Annotated in this window: 18 protein-coding genes and 3 tRNA genes; 5 read left to right on the forward strand and 16 right to left on the reverse strand. The window is 57.2% G+C overall.

The genetic code is table 11. The annotated features are described in order from the left end of the window. Nucleotides 1-418 precede the first annotated feature (418 nt). The 12 genes from RMR13_RS02260 to RMR13_RS02315 all read right to left on the reverse strand — a co-directional run bounded on the left by RMR13_RS02260 (nucleotide 419) and on the right by RMR13_RS02315 (nucleotide 10,423). Nucleotides 419-1,411, reverse strand: coding sequence for a site-specific integrase (locus RMR13_RS02260; RefSeq protein ID WP_310599022.1), 993 nt, complete (start codon nucleotides 1,409-1,411; stop codon nucleotides 419-421). A 259-nt stretch (nucleotides 1,412-1,670) separates the two neighbouring features. Continuing rightward, nucleotides 1,671-1,747 (reverse strand) — tRNA-Pro (locus RMR13_RS02265). Between the two features lie 51 nt (nucleotides 1,748-1,798). After that, nucleotides 1,799-2,194 carry a MerR family transcriptional regulator gene (locus RMR13_RS02270; RefSeq protein WP_310599023.1) on the reverse strand — a complete coding sequence of 132 codons (396 nt, stop codon included), beginning with the start codon at nucleotides 2,192-2,194 and terminating at the stop codon, nucleotides 1,799-1,801. Nucleotides 2,195-2,282: 88 nt separating this feature from the next. Continuing rightward, nucleotides 2,283-2,573: an integration host factor subunit alpha gene (locus RMR13_RS02275; protein WP_309411101.1), complete on the reverse strand. Its 291-nt coding sequence runs from the start codon at nucleotides 2,571-2,573 to the stop codon at nucleotides 2,283-2,285. Further along, entirely contained in the window at nucleotides 2,570-5,014 is a 2,445-nt protein-coding gene (gene pheT, locus RMR13_RS02280) for a phenylalanine--tRNA ligase subunit beta (protein WP_310599024.1), read from the reverse strand. The genes RMR13_RS02275 and pheT overlap by 4 nt, the downstream gene beginning before the upstream one ends. 224 nt (nucleotides 5,015-5,238) lie before the next feature. Further along, nucleotides 5,239-6,249 carry a phenylalanine--tRNA ligase subunit alpha gene (gene pheS, locus RMR13_RS02285; protein ID WP_310599025.1) on the reverse strand — a complete coding sequence of 337 codons (1,011 nt, stop codon included), beginning with the start codon at nucleotides 6,247-6,249 and terminating at the stop codon, nucleotides 5,239-5,241. Nucleotide 6,250: 1 nt separating this feature from the next. Further along, nucleotides 6,251-6,604 carry a 50S ribosomal protein L20 gene (gene rplT, locus RMR13_RS02290; RefSeq protein WP_310599026.1) on the reverse strand — a complete coding sequence of 118 codons (354 nt, stop codon included), beginning with the start codon at nucleotides 6,602-6,604 and terminating at the stop codon, nucleotides 6,251-6,253. Nucleotides 6,605-6,665: 61 nt separating this feature from the next. Beyond that, complete coding sequence (rpmI, locus tag RMR13_RS02295) at nucleotides 6,666-6,863, reverse strand: 50S ribosomal protein L35 (RefSeq protein WP_309411097.1); 198 nt, start codon at nucleotides 6,861-6,863, stop codon at nucleotides 6,666-6,668. A gap of 74 nt (nucleotides 6,864-6,937) precedes the next feature. Continuing rightward, nucleotides 6,938-7,501 carry a translation initiation factor IF-3 gene (gene infC / locus RMR13_RS02300; protein WP_310599027.1) on the reverse strand — a complete coding sequence of 188 codons (564 nt, stop codon included), beginning with the start codon at nucleotides 7,499-7,501 and terminating at the stop codon, nucleotides 6,938-6,940. A gap of 15 nt (nucleotides 7,502-7,516) precedes the next feature. Next, nucleotides 7,517-9,442: a threonine--tRNA ligase gene (thrS, locus tag RMR13_RS02305; RefSeq protein ID WP_409070244.1), complete on the reverse strand. Its 1,926-nt coding sequence runs from the start codon at nucleotides 9,440-9,442 to the stop codon at nucleotides 7,517-7,519. Nucleotides 9,443-9,508: 66 nt separating this feature from the next. Further along, nucleotides 9,509-9,583, reverse strand: a tRNA-Val gene (locus tag RMR13_RS02310). Nucleotides 9,584-9,760: 177 nt separating this feature from the next. Next, a complete protein-coding gene (locus RMR13_RS02315; protein ID WP_310599029.1) occupies nucleotides 9,761-10,423 on the reverse strand; it encodes a dienelactone hydrolase family protein in 663 nt (220 codons plus the stop codon). A gap of 392 nt (nucleotides 10,424-10,815) precedes the next feature. Between RMR13_RS02315 and RMR13_RS02320 the strand changes: the two genes are divergently transcribed. From RMR13_RS02320 to RMR13_RS02330, 3 genes are read left to right on the forward strand one after another with little or no spacing between them, the layout of a single operon-like run. Continuing rightward, on the forward strand, nucleotides 10,816-12,015 hold the full coding sequence (locus tag RMR13_RS02320; RefSeq protein WP_310599030.1) for an efflux RND transporter periplasmic adaptor subunit: 1,200 nt from the start codon (nucleotides 10,816-10,818) through the stop codon (nucleotides 12,013-12,015). Continuing rightward, nucleotides 12,015-13,970, forward strand: a complete 1,956-nt coding sequence (locus RMR13_RS02325) for a MacB family efflux pump subunit (protein ID WP_310599031.1) — start codon at nucleotides 12,015-12,017, stop codon at nucleotides 13,968-13,970. Before RMR13_RS02320 ends, RMR13_RS02325 begins: the two co-directional genes overlap by 1 nt. A gap of 4 nt (nucleotides 13,971-13,974) precedes the next feature. Next, nucleotides 13,975-15,366 (forward strand): efflux transporter outer membrane subunit, encoded by a 1,392-nt coding sequence (locus RMR13_RS02330; RefSeq protein ID WP_310599032.1) that lies wholly within the window; start codon nucleotides 13,975-13,977, stop codon nucleotides 15,364-15,366. Between the two features lie 68 nt (nucleotides 15,367-15,434). Here RMR13_RS02330 and RMR13_RS02335 read toward each other — a convergent pair whose 3' ends face one another. Then, complete coding sequence (locus RMR13_RS02335; RefSeq protein ID WP_409070245.1) at nucleotides 15,435-15,878, reverse strand: thioredoxin domain-containing protein; 444 nt, start codon at nucleotides 15,876-15,878, stop codon at nucleotides 15,435-15,437. A gap of 6 nt (nucleotides 15,879-15,884) precedes the next feature. Beyond that, nucleotides 15,885-16,217, reverse strand: coding sequence for a hypothetical protein (locus tag RMR13_RS02340; RefSeq protein ID WP_310599034.1), 333 nt, complete (start codon nucleotides 16,215-16,217; stop codon nucleotides 15,885-15,887). 404 nt (nucleotides 16,218-16,621) lie between these two features. Between RMR13_RS02340 and RMR13_RS02345 the strand changes: the two genes are divergently transcribed. Then, nucleotides 16,622-16,834 (forward strand): hypothetical protein, encoded by a 213-nt coding sequence (locus tag RMR13_RS02345; protein WP_310599035.1) that lies wholly within the window; start codon nucleotides 16,622-16,624, stop codon nucleotides 16,832-16,834. Between the two features lie 99 nt (nucleotides 16,835-16,933). On the opposite strand, the gene RMR13_RS02350 is transcribed toward RMR13_RS02345, so the two are convergent. Both RMR13_RS02350 and RMR13_RS02355 read right to left on the reverse strand, forming a co-directional pair. Next, a tRNA-Pro gene (locus RMR13_RS02350) sits at nucleotides 16,934-17,010 on the reverse strand. Between the two features lie 216 nt (nucleotides 17,011-17,226). Continuing rightward, entirely contained in the window at nucleotides 17,227-17,862 is a 636-nt protein-coding gene (locus RMR13_RS02355) for a S24 family peptidase (RefSeq protein WP_310599036.1), read from the reverse strand. A 106-nt stretch (nucleotides 17,863-17,968) separates the two neighbouring features. Here RMR13_RS02355 and RMR13_RS02360 point away from each other — a divergent pair, with 106 nt between their 5' ends. Continuing rightward, on the forward strand, nucleotides 17,969-18,253 hold the full coding sequence (locus tag RMR13_RS02360) for a hypothetical protein (protein WP_310599037.1): 285 nt from the start codon (nucleotides 17,969-17,971) through the stop codon (nucleotides 18,251-18,253). Nucleotides 18,254-18,899 lie beyond the last annotated feature (646 nt).

An 18,899-nucleotide genomic window follows, 5' to 3' on the forward strand; every position in this document is an offset into this window, starting at 1 on the left:
CTGGTCTCATCACCGAAGGTGCAGTGCTTGCCCTTGTTGATGCAGTCATGGACTTTGCCGTTGATATCCTGCAAACAGGGAAAAGGTTAGCCCGCAGTACAAACATAATAACGGCAAGTTAACTCAACTCAGAAACTTGAGTTCTACAGAACCGATAGATATCGACTACGTCATCGATTCAACCTGTGACACTTCCCACCTCAACCTTTGCACCGATCCAACCTCGTGCAACAATGCTGGAGGTTCCTGGCTCAATTCGACCTGCAATAAGAAGTTGTACCGTTTCTCCGATCATGTGATCAAGGAGGTCACATCGGGCAACCGCTGAGAGCGAGACGCACGCACACGCGGCCACCGTTTCCCTCCGGGAAGCGGTGGCCGCGCCCTTGTCTGTCGGACTTTCGGCATAAATTGTGATTTACCTGCCGATCTTCCCCAGCGCCTGGATAGCCTCGATACGGTGCGCATCCAGGAAATGGGTGTATTTCATCGTCTGCGAGATATTGCGGTGCCCCATGATCTCGGCTACGGTGCGAATGTCGACTCCGTGCATAATCAGGTAGCTGGCTGCCGAATGTCTCAGCCCGTACATGACGAATCCATCGATCTCAGCATACCTGCAGGCGTTCTCAAACGATCTCCGGAAAAACCGGCTCGGCCGGGCCAGGTCCGAATAATCGTCCGAGATAAAAACATGTGCGTTCGCGCCCGTGTGCGCCTTGACCTTCATCAGGGCTTCCTCCGCGACTTCGGTCATGGGAACCCGGCGAGGATCCGTCTTGGTTTCGGTCAGGTCGATAATATGGCGGTCAAAGTGCACATCGCCCCACTTCATCCCTGCAGCTTCCGATGGCCGCATGGCGGTATGCAGCATCAACAGCACGTAGCTGTAGAGCAGCTCGGATTTCGATATGCAGCAATAATCGAGCAGCTTGTCTATTTGCCCTGGTGTGAGCAAGGAAAGCCTATGTTTTGGCGCTGACGGCCTTCTGATCTCCTTGCCAGGATCTTCGACCTGTAACCCCCACTCCGCCCTCGCCATCCGGTACAGGCACGACACGAAGCTCATGTCCTGAATGACAGAGCTTGAGCCCACACTCTGCATCCTCCAGTCTCGATATTCGGCGATATCTTTCGGGACGATGGTCTGCATGGTCCTTCCGGAGAAAAAAGAGATCAATCGTTTGCCGATCTCTTGGTCGAGCCGGCGCGTGTTGGCTTTTTTCTGCTTGGCGACCGCCATGGTGTATTTTTCCACTGCGGCGGCAAAATCCATATCGCCCGCCGATACCTCTCCGGGCAGAGGCAGACCGGCCCGAAGCAAGCCCTCGGTCTCTTCGGCCCAGCGGGCCGCCTCGGACAAGGTGTCAAATGTCGCCGAGAGTCTCCTGCCCTTGACGTATACTTCCACGTTATACCTAGTTCCAAATCGCCCTTTTTGTTTCCTGATCGACGCCATGTGTTTTCATTGTATTTTTTTTCGTAATTTTTTTCGTAATTTTCCGTAAACCACGTCGTGCGATGTCATTCTATGACACCCATAAAAGGGGCGCAATTAAAAAAATAGCTTGAATAATCAATGAGATATGCGAGAAAGAGCGAAGATGGCGAGAAAAAGCAAAGAAAAAGGGGTTAGACACCGTATACGGCATCTAACCCCTTGATTTTACTGGTCGGAACGAGAGGATTTGAACCTCCGGCCCCCTGAACCCCATTCAGGTGCGCTACCAGACTGCGCTACGTTCCGGTCAATGGTGGGATGTATGTAGCATCGACGATATTGACTGTCAACCCTTAGTTACAAATCGCCTTTTTTTGTGGTGTCGAGCTGAGCCAATATTTCGCGGAGTTCCTGTTTAATCCGCATTAACAGCGACTCATCGATGATACGGCCCGAGGCGTTTCCCGCCCCGCCCGCATGCTGATCGAGTCCCAGCTGTTTTAGATGTTTTCTCGCTCCCGAGATGGTGTATCCTTCGTCGTGGAGCAGTTGTTTGATCCGCAGCAGGTTATACACATCCTGCCGCCGGTAGAGACGTTGCTTGGACGGGCCGCGAAAGGGCTTGATCAATGAAAATTCCGATTCCCAATAGCGCAGAACATGCGTATCCACCCCCACTAAGTGGCTCACTTCGCCAATCCGGAAATAAATCTTATCCGGTATCTGCGGGAATTCCGGAGGTGGTTCCTTCACATCAATCAGCTCTCCTTGTCCTCATTGCCATACCGAGCGCGCTGCTTGTCGGGCACGGAAGTACAAACCCGAGCAACGCCCCTCTCGCCTATTTATTCAGCCGTTCGCGCAACCGTTTGCTCGGCCGAAAGGAAACCATCTGCCGCTTGGTGATGGTCATCGACTCTCCGGTGCGCGGATTGCGGCCACGGCGCGGACTTTTGTCGCGCACTGTCAGGGTGCCGAATTGAACGAGCTTGATCGACTCTCCGTCCACCATGGTATTCTTCATGGTGGCAAAGACGGTATCGACTATTTCCGCCGCATTCCGTTGGGAAACTCCCAATTTTTCATTGACGGAAACGGCTAATTCCTTACGGGTGACATTCTTCTTCTTCATGCTTCGGATCCTTCACGATAACGGGCGTTAAATTCAGTCATCAACGTGTTGACGATTTTGTCGTGGATTTTATCGACCGATTGGTCATCCAGCGTGGCGGTTGCGGAACGGTACGTCACAGAGAGGGATACGCTTTTGTGGCCTCCCTGAATCGGCTTGCCTCGATATACATCAAAGATCTCAACTGACTCAAGATATTTTTGCGGCTGGGATTGGATTGCCAGGAGAAGATCGCCGGCCGGGACCGAATCCGGTACCACCAGGCTGATGTCGCGTTTGACTGCGGGATATTTGGGAAGCGCGGCGAAGCACGGCGGTTTTCGATCGATATCCAGCAACGCATCCAGATTCATTTCAAAAAAATAGACGGGCTGCTTGATGCCGAAGCCCTTGAGCGTTTCCGGGTGCACTTTGCCTAAGAAACCGATCGTCTTTTCGCCGTTGCGGACCACAGCGGCACAGGTCGGGTCGCAATAGGGTTGTACCTGCTGCGGTTCGGAACCGAACGTCAAGGTATCTTCGGTTCCGGTAATCCGCAAGGTTTCGAGGAGATTGACGACCGCCCCCTTGACATCGAAAAAATCCGCTTCCTGGGCGGCAAAGTACAAGGACTCGGCTTCGGCATGACGACGGCCGCTGATCACGGCGCAAAGATGCAACCGTTCCTCGGGCTGGCCGACTTCCTGATTGAGAAAGATCTTGCCCGTTTCAAACAAGCGGATATCCGGTCGTTGGAAATTGATGTTGCGGCGAACATTTTCCAGCAGGCCGGGGAGCAGCAGCGATCGCATGATACCCAATTCCTCGGAAAGGGGATTGAGCAATCTGGTGACCTTGCGACGGGGATCGTTTTCGGCCAGACGGCAGAGATCGAGATACGACTCGGCCACGAAGCTGTAATTGATGGCCTCGAAGAATCCTTGGGCGGTCATGATTTGGGCCGCCTTTTGCCGCAGAGAGCGCAGCGGGTCTTGCTTGGGCGAATCCATCCGGATAACGGGTTGCGAGGTGGGGATGGCGTTATAGCCGACCAGGCGGGCCACCTCTTCGACCAAATCGATTTCCCGTTCTATATCGACCCGAAAACTGGGCACCTCGACTTCCAGGGCCGTCGCGTCAAGAGCTCGGACCTTGAATTCGATGCTGGTCAGATACTGCGCTATCTGATCGCGGCTGAGTTCCATGCCCAACAGATTGCAGACCCGACCCACCCGAAGATGCAAGAGCAGGGACTGTATTTTGCCGGGATAGACGTCAATGCCGTCAGGATCGGCCTGGGCGCCGGTAAGTTCGACAATGAGATTAACGGCGCGTTCCAAGGCGCTGTCGGCCAGGTTCCGGTCAACGCCGCGCTCGAAGCGGTAGGAAGATTCGGAGGGAATTCCCAGCTTCCGCGCGGTACGCCGGATGGAAATCGGGTTGAAGCAGGCCGATTCGAGCAAAATGGTGGTCGTGGACGCGGTAATCTCGGTGTCCAGACCGCCCATGACCCCGGCGACGGCCACCGGCCGTTCGGCATCGCAGATCAAGAGCATGTCCGCGTCCAGTTGGCGGGCGCTGCCATCCAGGGTCGTCATGCTGGTTTCACCGGCCCGCGGTCGCCGAACCACTATTTTTTGCCCGCGCAGGGTAGTGAAATCAAAGGCATGCATCGGCTGGCCGCACTCGAGCATGACATAGTTGGTGATGTCGACAATATTGTTGATCGGCCGCATGCCGATCGCGCTCAACCGCTGCTGCATCCAGAGCGGAGAAGGCCCGATGGCCACATTGGTCAGCTTCCGCGCGGTGTAGCGAGGACACAGTTCCGGCTCATCGATCTCCACCGCAAAGCCGGTGTCGCGGCCGGTCAGCGGGGTGACCGTGGTCACCAACGGCTTGAGCGTGGCCGGGGCAAAGCTGCCCACTTCGCGGGCTATGCCGCGCACACTGGCGCAATCCGAACGGTTGGGAGTCAGGTCGACCTCGATCATGGTGTCTCGCAAGCCCAGCGCATCCACCAGTGGCATGCCCGCAACCTGTTGGCTTTCCAACTCGATCAATCCCTGATGATCGTTGCTCAATCCAAGCTCGCGTGCCGAACAAAGCATGCCCGCCGACACGACTCCCCGCACCTTGGATTTCTTGATTTTGGTGCCATCCGGCAACTTGACTCCAAGCAGGGCGATGGCGGTCACCATACCCGGTCGGACATTGGGGGCGCCGCAGACCACCTGGATGGTTTCGGTGCCGGTGTCAACGGAGCAGACGGTCAGTTTATCGGCATCGGGATGTTTCTCGACCGCCTTGACCTTGGCGGTCAACACCGCCTCCAAATCGGCAAACAACGGGACCACGCTGTCGACCTCAAGCCCCAGCATGGTCAGTTTGTCGGCAATTTGGGCTGCGGTGAGTCCATCGGTGGCAATAAATTGATTGAGCCAGCTCAACGTAAATTTCATAAACTCATCCCTGCGACGTAGGAAATGATGTAGCGTTGTGGGCGAGCAAACCCGGCATGGTACGCACCGTCAAGGCAAGACGCCGCCTTTACGGGGCATCCGAAAGGTAATAAAGAAGAACGGCTCCTCATGGAGAAACCGCTCGAATCGTCATCATTGCAGTTTTTCCTATTCCAAGCGCAAAATCCGCCAAAACACAAAAAAAGTACGGCGGCTGGTTCTACTTAAAATTGGGAAAGAAAGCGAAGATCGTTTTCGTAGTACAACCGAATATCGTCGATGCCATATTTCAGCATGGCAATTCGTTCGACGCCAAGGCCAAAGGCAAACCCGGAATAGGTATCCGGATCGTAGCCGACCATTTTCAGCACTTCCGGATCAATGAGGCCGGAGCCAAGAATTTCCAGCCAGCCGGTCCGCTTGCACACCCGGCAGCCGCTGCCGCCGCAGATCACGCAGGCAACATCGACTTCGGCGCTTGGTTCGGTGAAAGGAAAATAACTCGGCCGGAAGCGCAAGGGCAGCTCCCGCTCAAATATCTTGTGGGTGAAACTGGTCAGCACGCCTTTGAGATCGGCAAAGGAAACCTGCCGGTCGACAAGCAGCCCTTCCACTTGGTGGAACATCGGCGTGTGGGTCATGTCGGAATCGCAGCGGTACACTTTACCCGGCACGACATAGCGCAAGGGCGGGTCCTGGCGCTCCATGATCCGCGCCTGCATGGGAGAGGTGTGGGTGCGAAGCAGGATCGAATCCGTGACATAGAAGGTGTCGTGCATGTCACGGGCCGGATGATGCTTGGGAATGTTCAGCGCTTCGAAGTTGTAGTAATCGGTTTCGACGTCCGGGCCCTCGGCCACGGCAAAACCGAGTCCTTCGAAGATCGAGCAGATCTCCTCCATCACCTGGGTAACGGGGTGCAGCTTGCCAAAGGGCAGATAACGCCCCGGCAGGCTGTAGTCAGTCCCGCCAGCAACGGCACCGGCGGCGGCGCCGAGTTGCGCCTTCCTTTCCTCGAAGCTGCTTTCCAGACCGAGCTTGATGTCATTGGCCAGCTGTCCGAGCCGAGGTCTGTCTTCAGGCGCAACCTGACCCAATTGGCGCAGAATGCCGGTCAGCAGCCCACCCTTGCGGCCTAGGAATGTAACCCGGAACGCCTCCAACTGATCGGCGCCAGCCACCTGGGCCAACGCCTCTTCAGCATCCTGTTTGAGCTTGAGCAGCTCTTGTTCCATTTTAGTTTGCCTGACTTGCAGCCTTGACCACTGCCGTGAAGGCGCTCGGATCGACAATGGCGAGATTCGACAAAACCTTACGATCCAACTCGATTGAGCTTTTGGCCAGCCCGCTGATCAAACGGCTGTAGTTTGTTCCGTTCTGCTTGGCGGCCGCGTTGATGCGGGCAATCCACAGTTGGCGAAATTCGCGTTTTTTCACGCGCCGGTCACGGTAGGCATAGCAGAGGGCGCGATCGACCGCCTCGACAGCGGATTTGAACAGGCGGTGTTTGCCGCCACGATAGCCTTTTGCCAGGCTCAGCACTTTATTTCTTCTGCGGCGTGCTTTAAAGCCGCGGGTTACACGAGGCATTGTTTTCTCCGTTCATGAATAAATTGCCGGTCAGCTCAAAGCGGACAGGGGGCGCATCTGTTTACATATACGGCAGCATCCGCCGGACTGCACGCTGATCGACATCGGCGATCAGGGTGGCCTTGCGCAGGTTCCGTTTGCGTTTGGTGGATTTCTTGGTCAAAATGTGCGAGGAAAACGCCTTGCTGCGGCGGATACGGCCGCTTCCGGTTGCCTTGAACCGCTTGGCAGCCCCTCTGTTGGTTTTCATTTTCGGCATGATGAACTCCCTGTATCTTCCCGGCGCATCGTCACCGGCTTGTCTGGATTGGTTGCGAATCTGCTCCTGGCATCTCAGCTTTTGGGTCCAACGAACATCACGAGCTGCCGGCCTTCCATCTTGGGCTCCTGAATGATAACACAGTCTTCGCGCAGGGTATCGGCAATCTTGGTCAGGGCGTCGAGGCCGATGGTCTGGGCATAGATGATCTCGCGGCCACGAAAGCGCATGGTCACCTTGACCTTGTTTTTCTCTGCGAGGAATTCCTTGATTTTGCGGATTTTGAAGGCGAGATCGTGCTCCTCGGTCTTGGGCCGGAACTTGATTTCCTTCGTCTCGATAACGGTTTGTTTCTTCTTGGCTTCCTGCTGTTTTTTCTTCAGTTCGTAACGGAACTTGTCGAAATTCATGATCCGGCACACCGGCGGATCAGCCTTGTCGGAAACCTCGACCAAATCGAGCCCTTGCTCAAGGGCCGACTCCAGCGCGGACTTGGCGCTGACTATGCCCCGCTGGCTTCCATCGGCGTCAATGAGCCGTACCTCGCGGTAATCGATCTCCTCATTGACCTTGATCTTCAGATCCTGCTGCGTGGAAAGTTTTCTGCTACCTCGTTTTTTGATGTTCGTTCCTCCCATCGTTCTTGTTGTCGTTCAGGCCAAGGCGCGTTTGCACTCGCCGATAACGAGATCGGCGAAGGCTTCCGGCGTCATGGCTGGCAAATTCTGACCGTCGCGCAACCGCACGGTGACCGTCCCCTCTTCTTTCTCTCGCTCGCCGACAATGAGCATGTAGGGCACTTTCATTAATTGCGCTTCGCGAATCTTGTAATTCAACTTCTCGTTGCGAACGTCTTTTTCGATGCGGATGCCGAGGTTGCGCAGCCGCGCGTGAACCTGATCGCAATAGGCGGCCTGATCGTCGGTGATATTCAGAATTCGCGCCTGCTCGGGGGCAAGCCACAGGGGAAAGGCCCCGGCATAGTGTTCGATGAGCACGCCGATGAAGCGTTCCAGCGAACCCATCAGGGCACGGTGGATCATAATCGGCTGATGTTCCTGACCGTCGTCCCCGGCGTAGGCCATTTCGAAGCGTTCCGGCAGATTGAAGTCGACCTGGATGGTCGAACACTGCCAGGAGCGGCCCAACTGGTCTTTGATTTTGATATCGATCTTCGGCCCGTAAAAGACCCCTTCGCCGGGGTCGATCTGGTAAGCCAGTCCTTTTTTGTCCAGTGCCTGCTTCAGCGCCTGGGTCGCCAGTTGCCAATGGGTGTCGGACCCGACGTATTTCTCCGGCCTGGTCGAGAGGTAGACATCGTATTGATCGAACCCGAATGTTTTGAGAATATGAAGATTCAGGTCGATGATGTTGAAAATTTCCTCTTCCAGCTGATCGGGACGACAAAAGATATGGGCATCGTCCTGCGTGAATCCGCGCACTCGCATCAGGCCATGCAGGGCACCGGTCCGCTCGTATCGATAGACCGTGCCCAGTTCGCACCAACGAATGGGAAACTCGCGATAGCTATGTGGATCAGCCTTGTAGACGCCGATATGGAACGGGCAGTTCATCGGCTTCAACTGGTACATCACCTCGTCGATCTCCATGGCGGCATACATGTTTTCGCTGTAGAAATCGAGATGGCCCGAGGTCTTCCACAGATCCTGGCGGGCGATGTGCGGGGTGTAGAGCAGTTGATAGCCGTTGCGATAGTGCTGATCCTTCCAGTAATCCTCGATCAGACGGCGCAACAGGGCGCCGCGGGGCTGCCAGAGGATGAGGCCGGGGCCGATCTGGTCCTGAATGGTGAACAGTCCCAGCTGCTTGCCAAGCCGGCGATGGTCACGCTTGCGGGCCTCTTCCAGCCGGGTCAAATATTGCTGCAGTTCTTTTTTGTCGGCAAAGGCGGTCCCGTAGATGCGGGTGAGCATCTGCCGTTTCTCATCGCCCCGCCAATAGGAGCCGGCAACCCGCAACAGTTTGAAGACCTTGATCCAAGAGGAATCGGGCACATGGGGGCCGCGGCAGAGATCGACAAAGCGGCCATGGCTGTACAGACTGACCGTGTCCGCATCCATTTCACGGAGCAGTTCCACCTTGTACGATTCGCCGAGCTGTTCGAAATACCCGATGGCCTCGCCTCTGGGCATTTCCTGGCGAACAAAGGGCAGGCTGGCTTCGGCCAACTCTGCCATCTTGCGCTCAATGGCCTCGAAATCGTCCGGAGAAAACGGCTTGTCCCGATCAAAGTCATAATAGAAGCCATCTTCGATCGATGGGCCGATGGCGACCTTGACCTGATCGCCGAACAACTCCTTGACGGCCAGCGCCATGATGTGTGCCGTGGAATGGCGAAGAATCTCCACGCCTTGTTCGGAATGGACCGAGACCGGCTCCAAAACGAGGTCGGTCTCGACAGGGGTCGACAGATCCAGCAGCACGCCGTTGACCTTGACGGCGATCGTTTGCTTGCGTTGCTTGCCGGAAAGCAGCTCTTTCAGCATGTCCGCAACGCGGGTGCCGCAAGGAAACGACTTACTTTCGCCATCTTGTATGGAAACCGCTATTGCTGCCATCGTGCCCGTAAAAAGCAAAGGCTAATGAGCAGAAGTATGTTCTGCATCCTAGCCTTTGGGGAAAATTGGTAGGCGCGGACGGGGTCGAACCGACGACATCTACCACGTCAAGGTAGCGCTCTCCCACTGAGCTACGCGCCTACAACTTTTATACTATCAATCATTCGTAGCGGGGTACTATAGAGCATCCCGCGAAAAACCGCAAGTCAATTACCAGCAACGGGTGAGAACGTCAAGAAAAAATCCCCGGGAAATGTTGTGGAGACGATTTTCTCGCCCAGCCGATACCCACGGCCGCCCAGGGCCGACAACGGTTGTTCAAAGGCCGAAAAAACGCCGCAGGGCCTCGGCGGTATGGCCAATTTGTTCCGGGCAGACCGCGTGATCCATGGGATAGGACCTGAAAACAACATCATACCCCCGCTCCCTGAGATATTCGTCCGCTCGGTGGCCCAAGGCCATCGGGACCACCGGATCGTGGGTGCCGTGATGGATCTCGATGGGCAGCGCGCGGTTGGCCGCGCTGAGCGCGATCGAGTCGCTGGTCGCGAAATAGGTGGACATGGCGAGCAGGCCGCCCAGCGGTTCGGGATAACTGAGGCCGACCTGGTAGGCCACGGCCCCGCCCTGGGAAAAACCCGCGAGCACGATGCGGCGGCTGTCGATGCCGCGCTGGCGCTCACGTTCGACAAATTGGCTGATCTTCGCCGCCGAGACCAGCAACTGGGCGGTATCCACTTTCCGGTCGATCGCCATTTCCAGGATATCGAACCAGGCCGGCATCACATAGCCGTTATTCACCGTCACGGCCATGGCGGGCGCATGGGGAAAAATAAAGCGGATGCCCATATCCGGCGGCAGTTGCAGTTCCGGGACGATGGGGGCGAAGTCGTAACCGTCGGCCCCCAGGCCGTGCAGCCAGATGACAGCGGCCTCGGGTGCGCTGTTGGTCTCCACTTCGATGGCCGGCAAAAGCGACATGGCAACGCTCCTTTCATTTCAAGATGATACGGGCGGGTAGCTATCAATGCGGCATTGTAGCACACCTTGGCACAAAGCACCAAGAGCCAGTCGCGTCCTCTGGGCAAGGCATGACGCTGCCGTCACCATGACCTCATTGCGCCATCGCGCCCCTGTTCTGCGCCTGGAAATGCACCGCCTGACTTGGTTGTTTTGCCCCGGCGGCTTCATCGAGCAAAAAATAACCTGAAAAAAGTCGTGCCAAGGCTAGGCATTCCGGTTGATGTGCAATATTGTTTCGGCGCGTTATCCGAAATTCCGCAATCCGCGGGTCCACGCCGGACCGCCTGCGCAGACCGCGCCGCCTCATTTGGCCCACGACACCGATCACGATACCGATACCTTGTTGCACTATGGACCTTGCATTCAAAAAATCGCGCTGGCGCATCATTGTGCCCCTGGCGGTGCTGTTCGCGGCACTGGCGGCCATATCCATCTATTTTTTCACCCGGGACAAGCGGCCGGACTACATGACCGCGCCCGTCAATCGCGGCGACATCGAAGTAACGGTGTTGGCTAACGGCACGGTGGAGTCGGATAATCTGGTCAGTGTCGGCGCCCAGGTTTCAGGCCAGCTCAAATCGCTGAAAGTGGAATTGGGCGACGCGGTCAAGGCCGGGCAGCTGGTTGCCGAGATCGACAGCCTGCCGCAGCAAAACACCCTGCGCACCAAGACCGCCGCCTTGAACGCGGTCCGCGCCCAGCGCCAGGCCAAGGAAGCCTCGTTGGCCCTGGCGGAGCTGACCTACAAACGCCAAACCCAGATGTACAAGGGCGATGCCGCCTCCCGCGAGGATGCCGAAACCGCCGAGGCCAACCTCAAGGTACTGCGGGCGGAGATCGCCTCCCTCGACGCCCAGATCGAGCAGGCCCGGATCGCCGTCGACACCGCCCAGCTCGACCTGGGCTACACCAAGATCAACTCGCCCATCGACGGCGTGGTCGTGGCCATCGTCACCAAGGAGGGCCAGACCGTCAACGCCAACCAGACGGCGCCGACCATCATCAAGGTTGCCCAACTCGACCGGATGACCATCCGGGTCGAAATTTCCGAGGCCGATGTCATTCGGGTCAAGCCGGGCCAGAAGGTCACCTTCACCATCCTGGGCGAACCGGACAGCCGCTATCCGGCGACGGTCGACTCCATCGAACCGGCCCCGGAATCCATTGCCAAGGAAACCACGGCCACCGCCTCCACCACGTCCACCAGTACGGCCATCTATTACATCGGCATCCTCGACGTACCCAACCCCGATGGCAAGCTGCGCATTTCCATGACCACCCAGGTCAACATCGTCCTGGCCGATGCCAACGATGTGCTGGTGATTCCATCCGCAGCCCTGGCCGACCGGGGCAAGGACGGCCGCTATGGCGTGCGGGTGGAAACCGCGCCCGGAAAAACCGAGGAACGGCGGGTGAAAATCGGGTTGAACACCAATATCCAGGCCGAGGTTGTCGAGGGCTTGAACGAGGGGGAACGGGTGATCATCGGCGATCAGGCCGCGGCCGCATCCGCTCCTGCGCCGCAGCGGCGGATGCCTAGGATGTTCTGATGGACGCGCCGCTGATCGAGTTGCGGGGCGTCTGTCGCGATTATCAGGCCGGCGACCAGCCCCTGACCGTGCTCGACCGAATCGATCTAGTCATCGAGACCGGGGAGATGGTGGCCATTGTCGGCACCTCCGGCTCGGGCAAATCGACCCTGATGAACATCATCGGCTGCCTGGACAGACCAAGCCGGGGCACCTACCGGATCAGCGGCCAGCCCACGGGCCAGCTGGCTCCGGACGAACTGGCCTATCTGCGCCGCGAGCATTTCGGCTTCATCTTCCAGCGCTACCATCTGCTGACCAGCCTGACCGCCCTGGCCAACGTCGAGATGCCGGCCATTTACGTCGGCATCACCGCCAAAAACCGACAGACGCGCGCCCAAACGCTCCTGTCCCGGCTGGGCATGACCGAACGGCTGGGTCACATGCCCGGACAGCTCTCCGGCGGCCAGCAGCAACGGGTGTCGATCGCCCGCGCCCTGATGAACGGCGGCGCCGTCATCCTGGCCGACGAGCCCACCGGCGCCCTGGACACCGCCAGCGGCCTCGAGGTGATGAACATCCTCCAGGAACTCAACCGCGACGGCCACACCGTGATCATCGTCACCCATAACCTGCAGGTGGCGGAATATGCCGACCGGATCATCGAAATCAGCGACGGCAGAATCGTATCCGATCGAAAAATAAAAAAAAGTTCTGCAATTACACCCAAGCCTCCGCCAACTGCCTCCTCCCCTGCCCGTCCCTGGCGCGCCTACTGGGACCGTTTTGCCGAGGCCTTCCGCATGGCCCTGACCGCCATGGCCTCGCACCGGCTGCGCACCTTGCTGACCATGCTCGGGATCATCATCGGCATTGCCTCGGTGGTTTCGGTGGTGGCCCTGGGCGAGGGATCCCGTCAGCGCATCCTTAAGGATATCAGCGCCATGGGCACGAACACCATCAATATTTATCCGGGCCAGGATTGGGGCGACATGCGCTCCGGCAAGGTCCGCACCCTCATTCCCCGGGATGCCGACGCATTGGCCCAGCAGCCGTACGTCGACACGGTCACGCCGGTGGTCACCAAGTCGGTCACCCTGCTCTACCGAAACATCAGCGTCACCGCCCAGGTCAACGGCGTGGGCGAGCACTTTTTCCGGGTACGCGGCATGGAGTTGGCCGAAGGCCGGCTGTTCGACCGGGAGGCCGTTCGCAGCAGCGCCCAATACGTGGTGATCGATCAGAACACCCGCCGGACGCTGTTCAAAGATTTTCCGGACAAGGTGGTCGGCGAGGTGATCGTGCTGGACAATGTGCCCTGCCGGGTGATCGGCGTGACCAAGAAGCTTGATTCCGCCTTCGGCGACACCGAGAGCCTCAATGTGTGGACGCCCTACACCACGGCCATGAATCGGTTGACCGGCCAGCAATACCTGCGCAGCATCACCGTCCGGGTGGCCGAAAACGTGCCCACCGCCGTGGCCGAACAGAGCGTGGTTCGGCTGTTGACCCAACGCCACGGCACCAAGGATTTTTTTGTCTCCAACCTGGACGCCATCCGCCAGACCATCGAAAAGACGACCCAGACCATGACGTTGCTGATCTCGTCGATCGCCCTGATCTCGCTGTTGGTCGGCGGTATCGGCGTGATGAACATCATGCTCGTTTCGGTCACGGAACGTACCCAGGAAATCGGGGTCCGGATGGCGGTCGGGGCCCGGCACAGCGATATCCTGCAGCAGTTCCTCATCGAGGCGGTGCTGGTCTGCCTGCTGGGCGGCGTGCTGGGAGTGGGATTGGCGCTCGGCCTCGGCGCCGTGGTTACTTTTACCGGCAGCGACTTCAAAATGATCTATTCCATCGCCTCCATGGTCAGCGCCTTTTTCTGCTCGTCCTGTATCGGCATTCTGTTCGGCTTTCTGCCCGCCCGTCAGGCCGCCCGCCTGGACCCGGTGGTGGCCTTGGCCAGGGAATAATCGCATGCGACGAATACTTGTTTCGACCCTGTGTTGCGCGCTTTTGCTCTCCGGCTGCGGCAACCTGATCCGAACGCCCTACCATCGCCCCGACGTCGAACTGCCGCCGGAATGGGTCCACGACAAGGATGCGGGCCGCGCCATGGAGGACCGCTGGTGGACCACATTCGGCGATCCGGCCCTCGACCGCCTGATCGTCGAGGCATTGCAGCGCAACAACGATCTGGCAATCGCGGCCCTGCGTCTTCGCCGGGCGCAGTTGCAGGCCGAACAGGCGGACAGCGACCGGTTGCCGAGCCTGCGGGTGGAAGCAGGCGCCAGCCACAGTAAAAACCTGCGGCGCGACCGGAAGAGCGACAGCTTCACCACCTCTGTCTTTTCCAGCTATGCGGTCGATCTGTGGGGCCAGTTAGCAAGCACCTCGGATGCCGCCCACTGGGAAGCCCGTGCCACGGAAGACGACCTCGCCAACACGGCCCTGGCCTTGACCGGCACCACTGCCCTGCTCTACTGGCAAATCGGCTATCTCAACCAGCGGATCGAGCTTGGACGCGCCAGCATCGACTATGCCCGCCGCACCTTGGAACTGGTCAGGGTGCAAAAGACGGCCGGAGCGGCCACCAACCTCGAGATTCTGGAGGCCGAACGCAATGTGGCCAGCCAGGAGGCCAATCAGACGACCCTGATCCAGCAGCGGGTCGAGGCCATCAACCAACTGGCCATTCTCTTTGACGGCCCGCCCAAGAGCCTGGCCATCGTGGAGCCGGAAAATCTGGACGGAATCCATCTTCCGGAAGTGGCGGCAGGGCTACCGGCATACCTGCTCGCCCGCCGTCCGGATATGCGGGCCGCGGAAGCCCGGCTGCGGGCTGCCCTGGCCACGACCGATGCCACCCGGGCAAGCTTTTACCCAGCCATCACTCTCAGCGGCAGCTTGGGCGGCAGTAGCGAGGAACTATCCAGGATCATTCGGGATCCAATCGGAACTCTGGCCGCGGACTTGGCCCTGCCGTTTGTCCAGTGGCGGGACATGCGCCGCTCCATCGCCCTGTCGGAAACCGAATACGAACAAATGGTCGTCACCTTCCGGCAAACGCTCTACAACGCCCTGGCAGAGGTGGAAAACGGCTTGTCCGCCCGCCAGCAGTACCAGGAACAAGCCGACAAGCTGGAACGCAGTCTCGACATGGCCCGTCAGGTCGAGGGCCTGTATCAAGTCCGCTATCAGGCCGGCGGCAGCCCGTTGAAATCCTGGCTCGATGCCCAAGAGAGCCGGCGGCAGGCAGAGATCGCCCTGGCCGCCAACCGGTTCGATCAGCTCGTCAACCACATTTCCCTGGTCAAGGCCCTGGGAGGCGGGCTCGAGGTGCCGGCGACAATGCGGAACAACCTTTAACAACCTTTCGGAGCGTGCGGCAGCGGGTGCGGCGCTCTTTAACCGGCGAGCCGGCGCAACCCCTCGGATCAGCGCAACAGCGCATCGAGCCGCCGGGCGATCTCCTCCTGGGGAGCGACGCCGACCAATTGGTCAACCACTTGTCCGGCCTTGAACAGCAGCAGCGTCGGCACTCCCCGGATCTGAAAGCGGGCGGCATGCATTTGCTGGCTGGAAGTATCGAGCTTGAAAAAGAGCAGCCGGCTGCCATAGGCATCGGCCAGGGTGTCGAGCACTGGGGCGAGTATGCGGCATGGGCCGCAGGTGGGGGAATAGAAATCGACCACCACCGGCAAGGGCGAGCGTTCGACCAGCTGCCGGAACTGGCTATCGACAAGGGAATTGACGATCCCGCAGCGAGGCGCGCCGACAAGGCTGTGCCCGCATTTCCCGCATTTGGGCGTCAAGTGCTGTTTTTCGGCCGGAACTCTGTTTTTGGCCCCGCATGCGGGACACACAATCACGTCAGACATGCCGGTTCATTTTTTCTTGCCCGCCTGCGGCTCGCAGTCGAAATGGCCCAAGGGTCGCTTGAAAGTATAGTTTGCCGGCTCGGCCACCAAACTCTCCCAGGCCTCGTGGGTATTGCCCCCCATGGCCGCAAATGGCGACGAAATTAAAAAAAGGGCAAAACCCGCCACCGTGGCCACCGTGCCCACCGGCCGCACCACAGCGGCATCGGCGGTCATCGTACCGGGATCGGCACGCGGTTGCTTCTCGCATTCCTCGGCCATCGCCGACTTGCCGGCCAATCCGGCCATCATTACTACGCACATCACCAAGGCATTGATTTTCCTGCGGTCAATCTGCATTGGCCTTGCCTCCTTGTAACGAGATATCCCAACCTACCCGGCTTTCTTGTCCGATTGATCGGCTGCGGTCCCGCACGCAGTCTTTGTTGCGCAGGCGCCGCTCAAAGAGGCTGGAAATTTTTCAGGAACCGATCATTCAATATTAATGACTGATCGGGAAAAAGCGAGCGGTTTCAATCGTATCCCGGCTTGCACATCTGGTCCGTTTCATGGATATTCAGAAAAATTCGGTTCTCCTGCAGATGAAGACGCAAACGCCCATCGTCCCCCGAGTTGAGTTATCCAGCCAGGTGCACATCCGCTGGCAACTGTATTGCAATTGGCTTTGGGAAAAGCTACCGTGCCGTCGGCGGGATTGTCCCGGTCAGAGCAATCACGATCACGATCAAACCAATGGAGGCACCATGCAATGCCTGTTCATCCGTTTCGCCATCATCGCGGTCCTGATTGTGGCGGTGTTTTTGGCGGCTAATATCGCCCACCAACATTTTTACTGCAAAACACCTTGGAACAAGTGCGATCCGGCCGCGTTCGTGCCCTGCGAACCGGTCAACCGGGTGCTGGATCAGTGGCGGGACTATGAGCAGCAGGCTAGGGAATACAGCCAGGGAAAATAAAAAAGGACGGAAATTTAAAAATCGATGGGTGGGGCATAGGCGGGAAAACAATTTGGGGCAGGTTTCAAAAGAAACCTGCCCCAAATTGTGTTGCGTAAATGGTCGGGAAGAGAGGATTCGAACCTCCGACCCCAGCGTCCCGAACGCTGTGCTCTACCAGGCTGAGCCACTTCCCGACGAATGTGTCTTTCACTTATTTTCGGCCTCGCTCGTTATCCCGACTGCACGTTGTCTTTGCGATGCGGGTCGAATCCGGACAGCTGGCAATCGCCCTGGCTCTCCGTTGCCGAATGCGGGTAGTGCTTTAGCATAGTCTGGACATCGTGTCCAGCGATTTTTATTTTTGGAATGATACCGGAAGGGACCTTATCAAGGGGTAATGTCCGGAGGGGTTATTGTCCGGGCTTGAAGGGTATTCTCCGCCACACATCGACCACGACCCCCATAATTCTGTATTCTTCGTTCGGCTTGACGGCAGGATAGTCCGGGTTTTCGCTCACCAAAAAAAGATCTCCCTTTTTTTCCTTTAATTTCCTGATGATGGAATCGCCAAAATCATCGTTGACGACCACCACGTCGCCCTGCCTTGCAACGCGATCGATGACAAAAAGAACATAATCGCCATGCCTAATGATCGGTGCCATTGCCTCGCCATGCACCCGCAAGGCGAAGCAGTCCTTCGGCGCCCCCGGAACGGCAAGATATTCTCCGGTATACTCGGACAATTCTTGCGTAATTCCGCTCGACACCCGATCAAGTATCGGAATTTGGTAACACACTTCCATCGTTGAACCACCGAAAGACGTTTCAATCGTTTTTGAGGATAGTTCGCTTTCAAGCCATTGCTTGATTTCTTTCTTCAAAAGGACGGACGGACTCCTTTGCCCGTTTTCAAGCATAAGAACATATCCTTTTGAAATTTCAAATAATTTTCCAAATCTTTCCTGGGAGAGCCCAGCCTTGATCCTGGCTTTTTTAATTTCGGCGGCAAACTCAAGGTCAACAATGTTTAATTTATTGTTTGACATTATATACATTATTGACTATTTGTTAATCGGGATATCAACAAACACATCAAGCCTCTCATGCTATCAAGGGTAATAAATTGAACAGGTTGCCAGTGCAAACAAGACCATGCGGCAGCACATCTCCGAAAATGCCGAACCGGTCATTTTCTCTGCATCGGCAAAAATTGATCACCAGGGTGGCGAGTTCCTCCAGAGCCAATATTTTCCCTCGCAAGGAGTCCGAATGATCGATAATCGTCAATCATACATCGGCAGGAAGGTTTCCACCGTGATCGATGGCGTGTTCCATGTTTCCATCATTGATCGCGTCATCGGAAAAGGCCGGGCGGCAGTCGCCTTCCTACGTAGCGGTGAAACGGTGAGGCTCCATCAATGCATAGTTCTGCATTGAAACTTGCATGTTTCCCCCCTCCCCAAGGATGGCTTGCCGGGAAATAAAGCGGGCGGCCCAGAACCCATCTCCTCTTTTCTGCCAGCGGGGTGCTGGCATTTTTGAAGGAATCATCATGATTGCGGGGTAGCGATCCGGAAAGTTTCCTTGACGTGAGAGCAACATGCACCTATCTGCGGCAGTTTGATAACGCGGCTAATACGTAGCCGGCACACTTCGCACCAGGTTGACCTTTTCTTTCTTTCCCCCTCCAACATCCTACTTCCCGCCCCAGCCGCAGAAAAGATAACACATTTTCCTATCTCTTGCGGAGTGCAAGTGCCTCTGTTGTAAACTCGACCTCAAGTTTCGGTTTTGCCGTAGCCCAGGAAGAATTGACGCTCAACCTTTTGAAATAATGTCGTTTTAACGTGAAAAGCCTTTTACTTTCCGATACATTGGATTTGCAAAAATACCTAATGATATCAAGAAGAAAAGGCTTAAATGGACCATACTCAATACCACCAGGAGCAACAAGAGGCAAAACGACTGCACAACCGGATTTTTTCCTTCCTGGAAGATTTCAAGGTCGGCACCCTTTTGAGTAGCAGCGGCATCCGTAAAGTGCGAGGGGCAAAACCGCTGGCGGTGTTCACCACTATCTTCT

Origin of the sequence: Desulfobulbus sp. (genome assembly GCF_031547805.1) — a bacterium.
Lineage (GTDB): Bacteria > Desulfobacterota > Desulfobulbia > Desulfobulbales > Desulfobulbaceae > Desulfobulbus.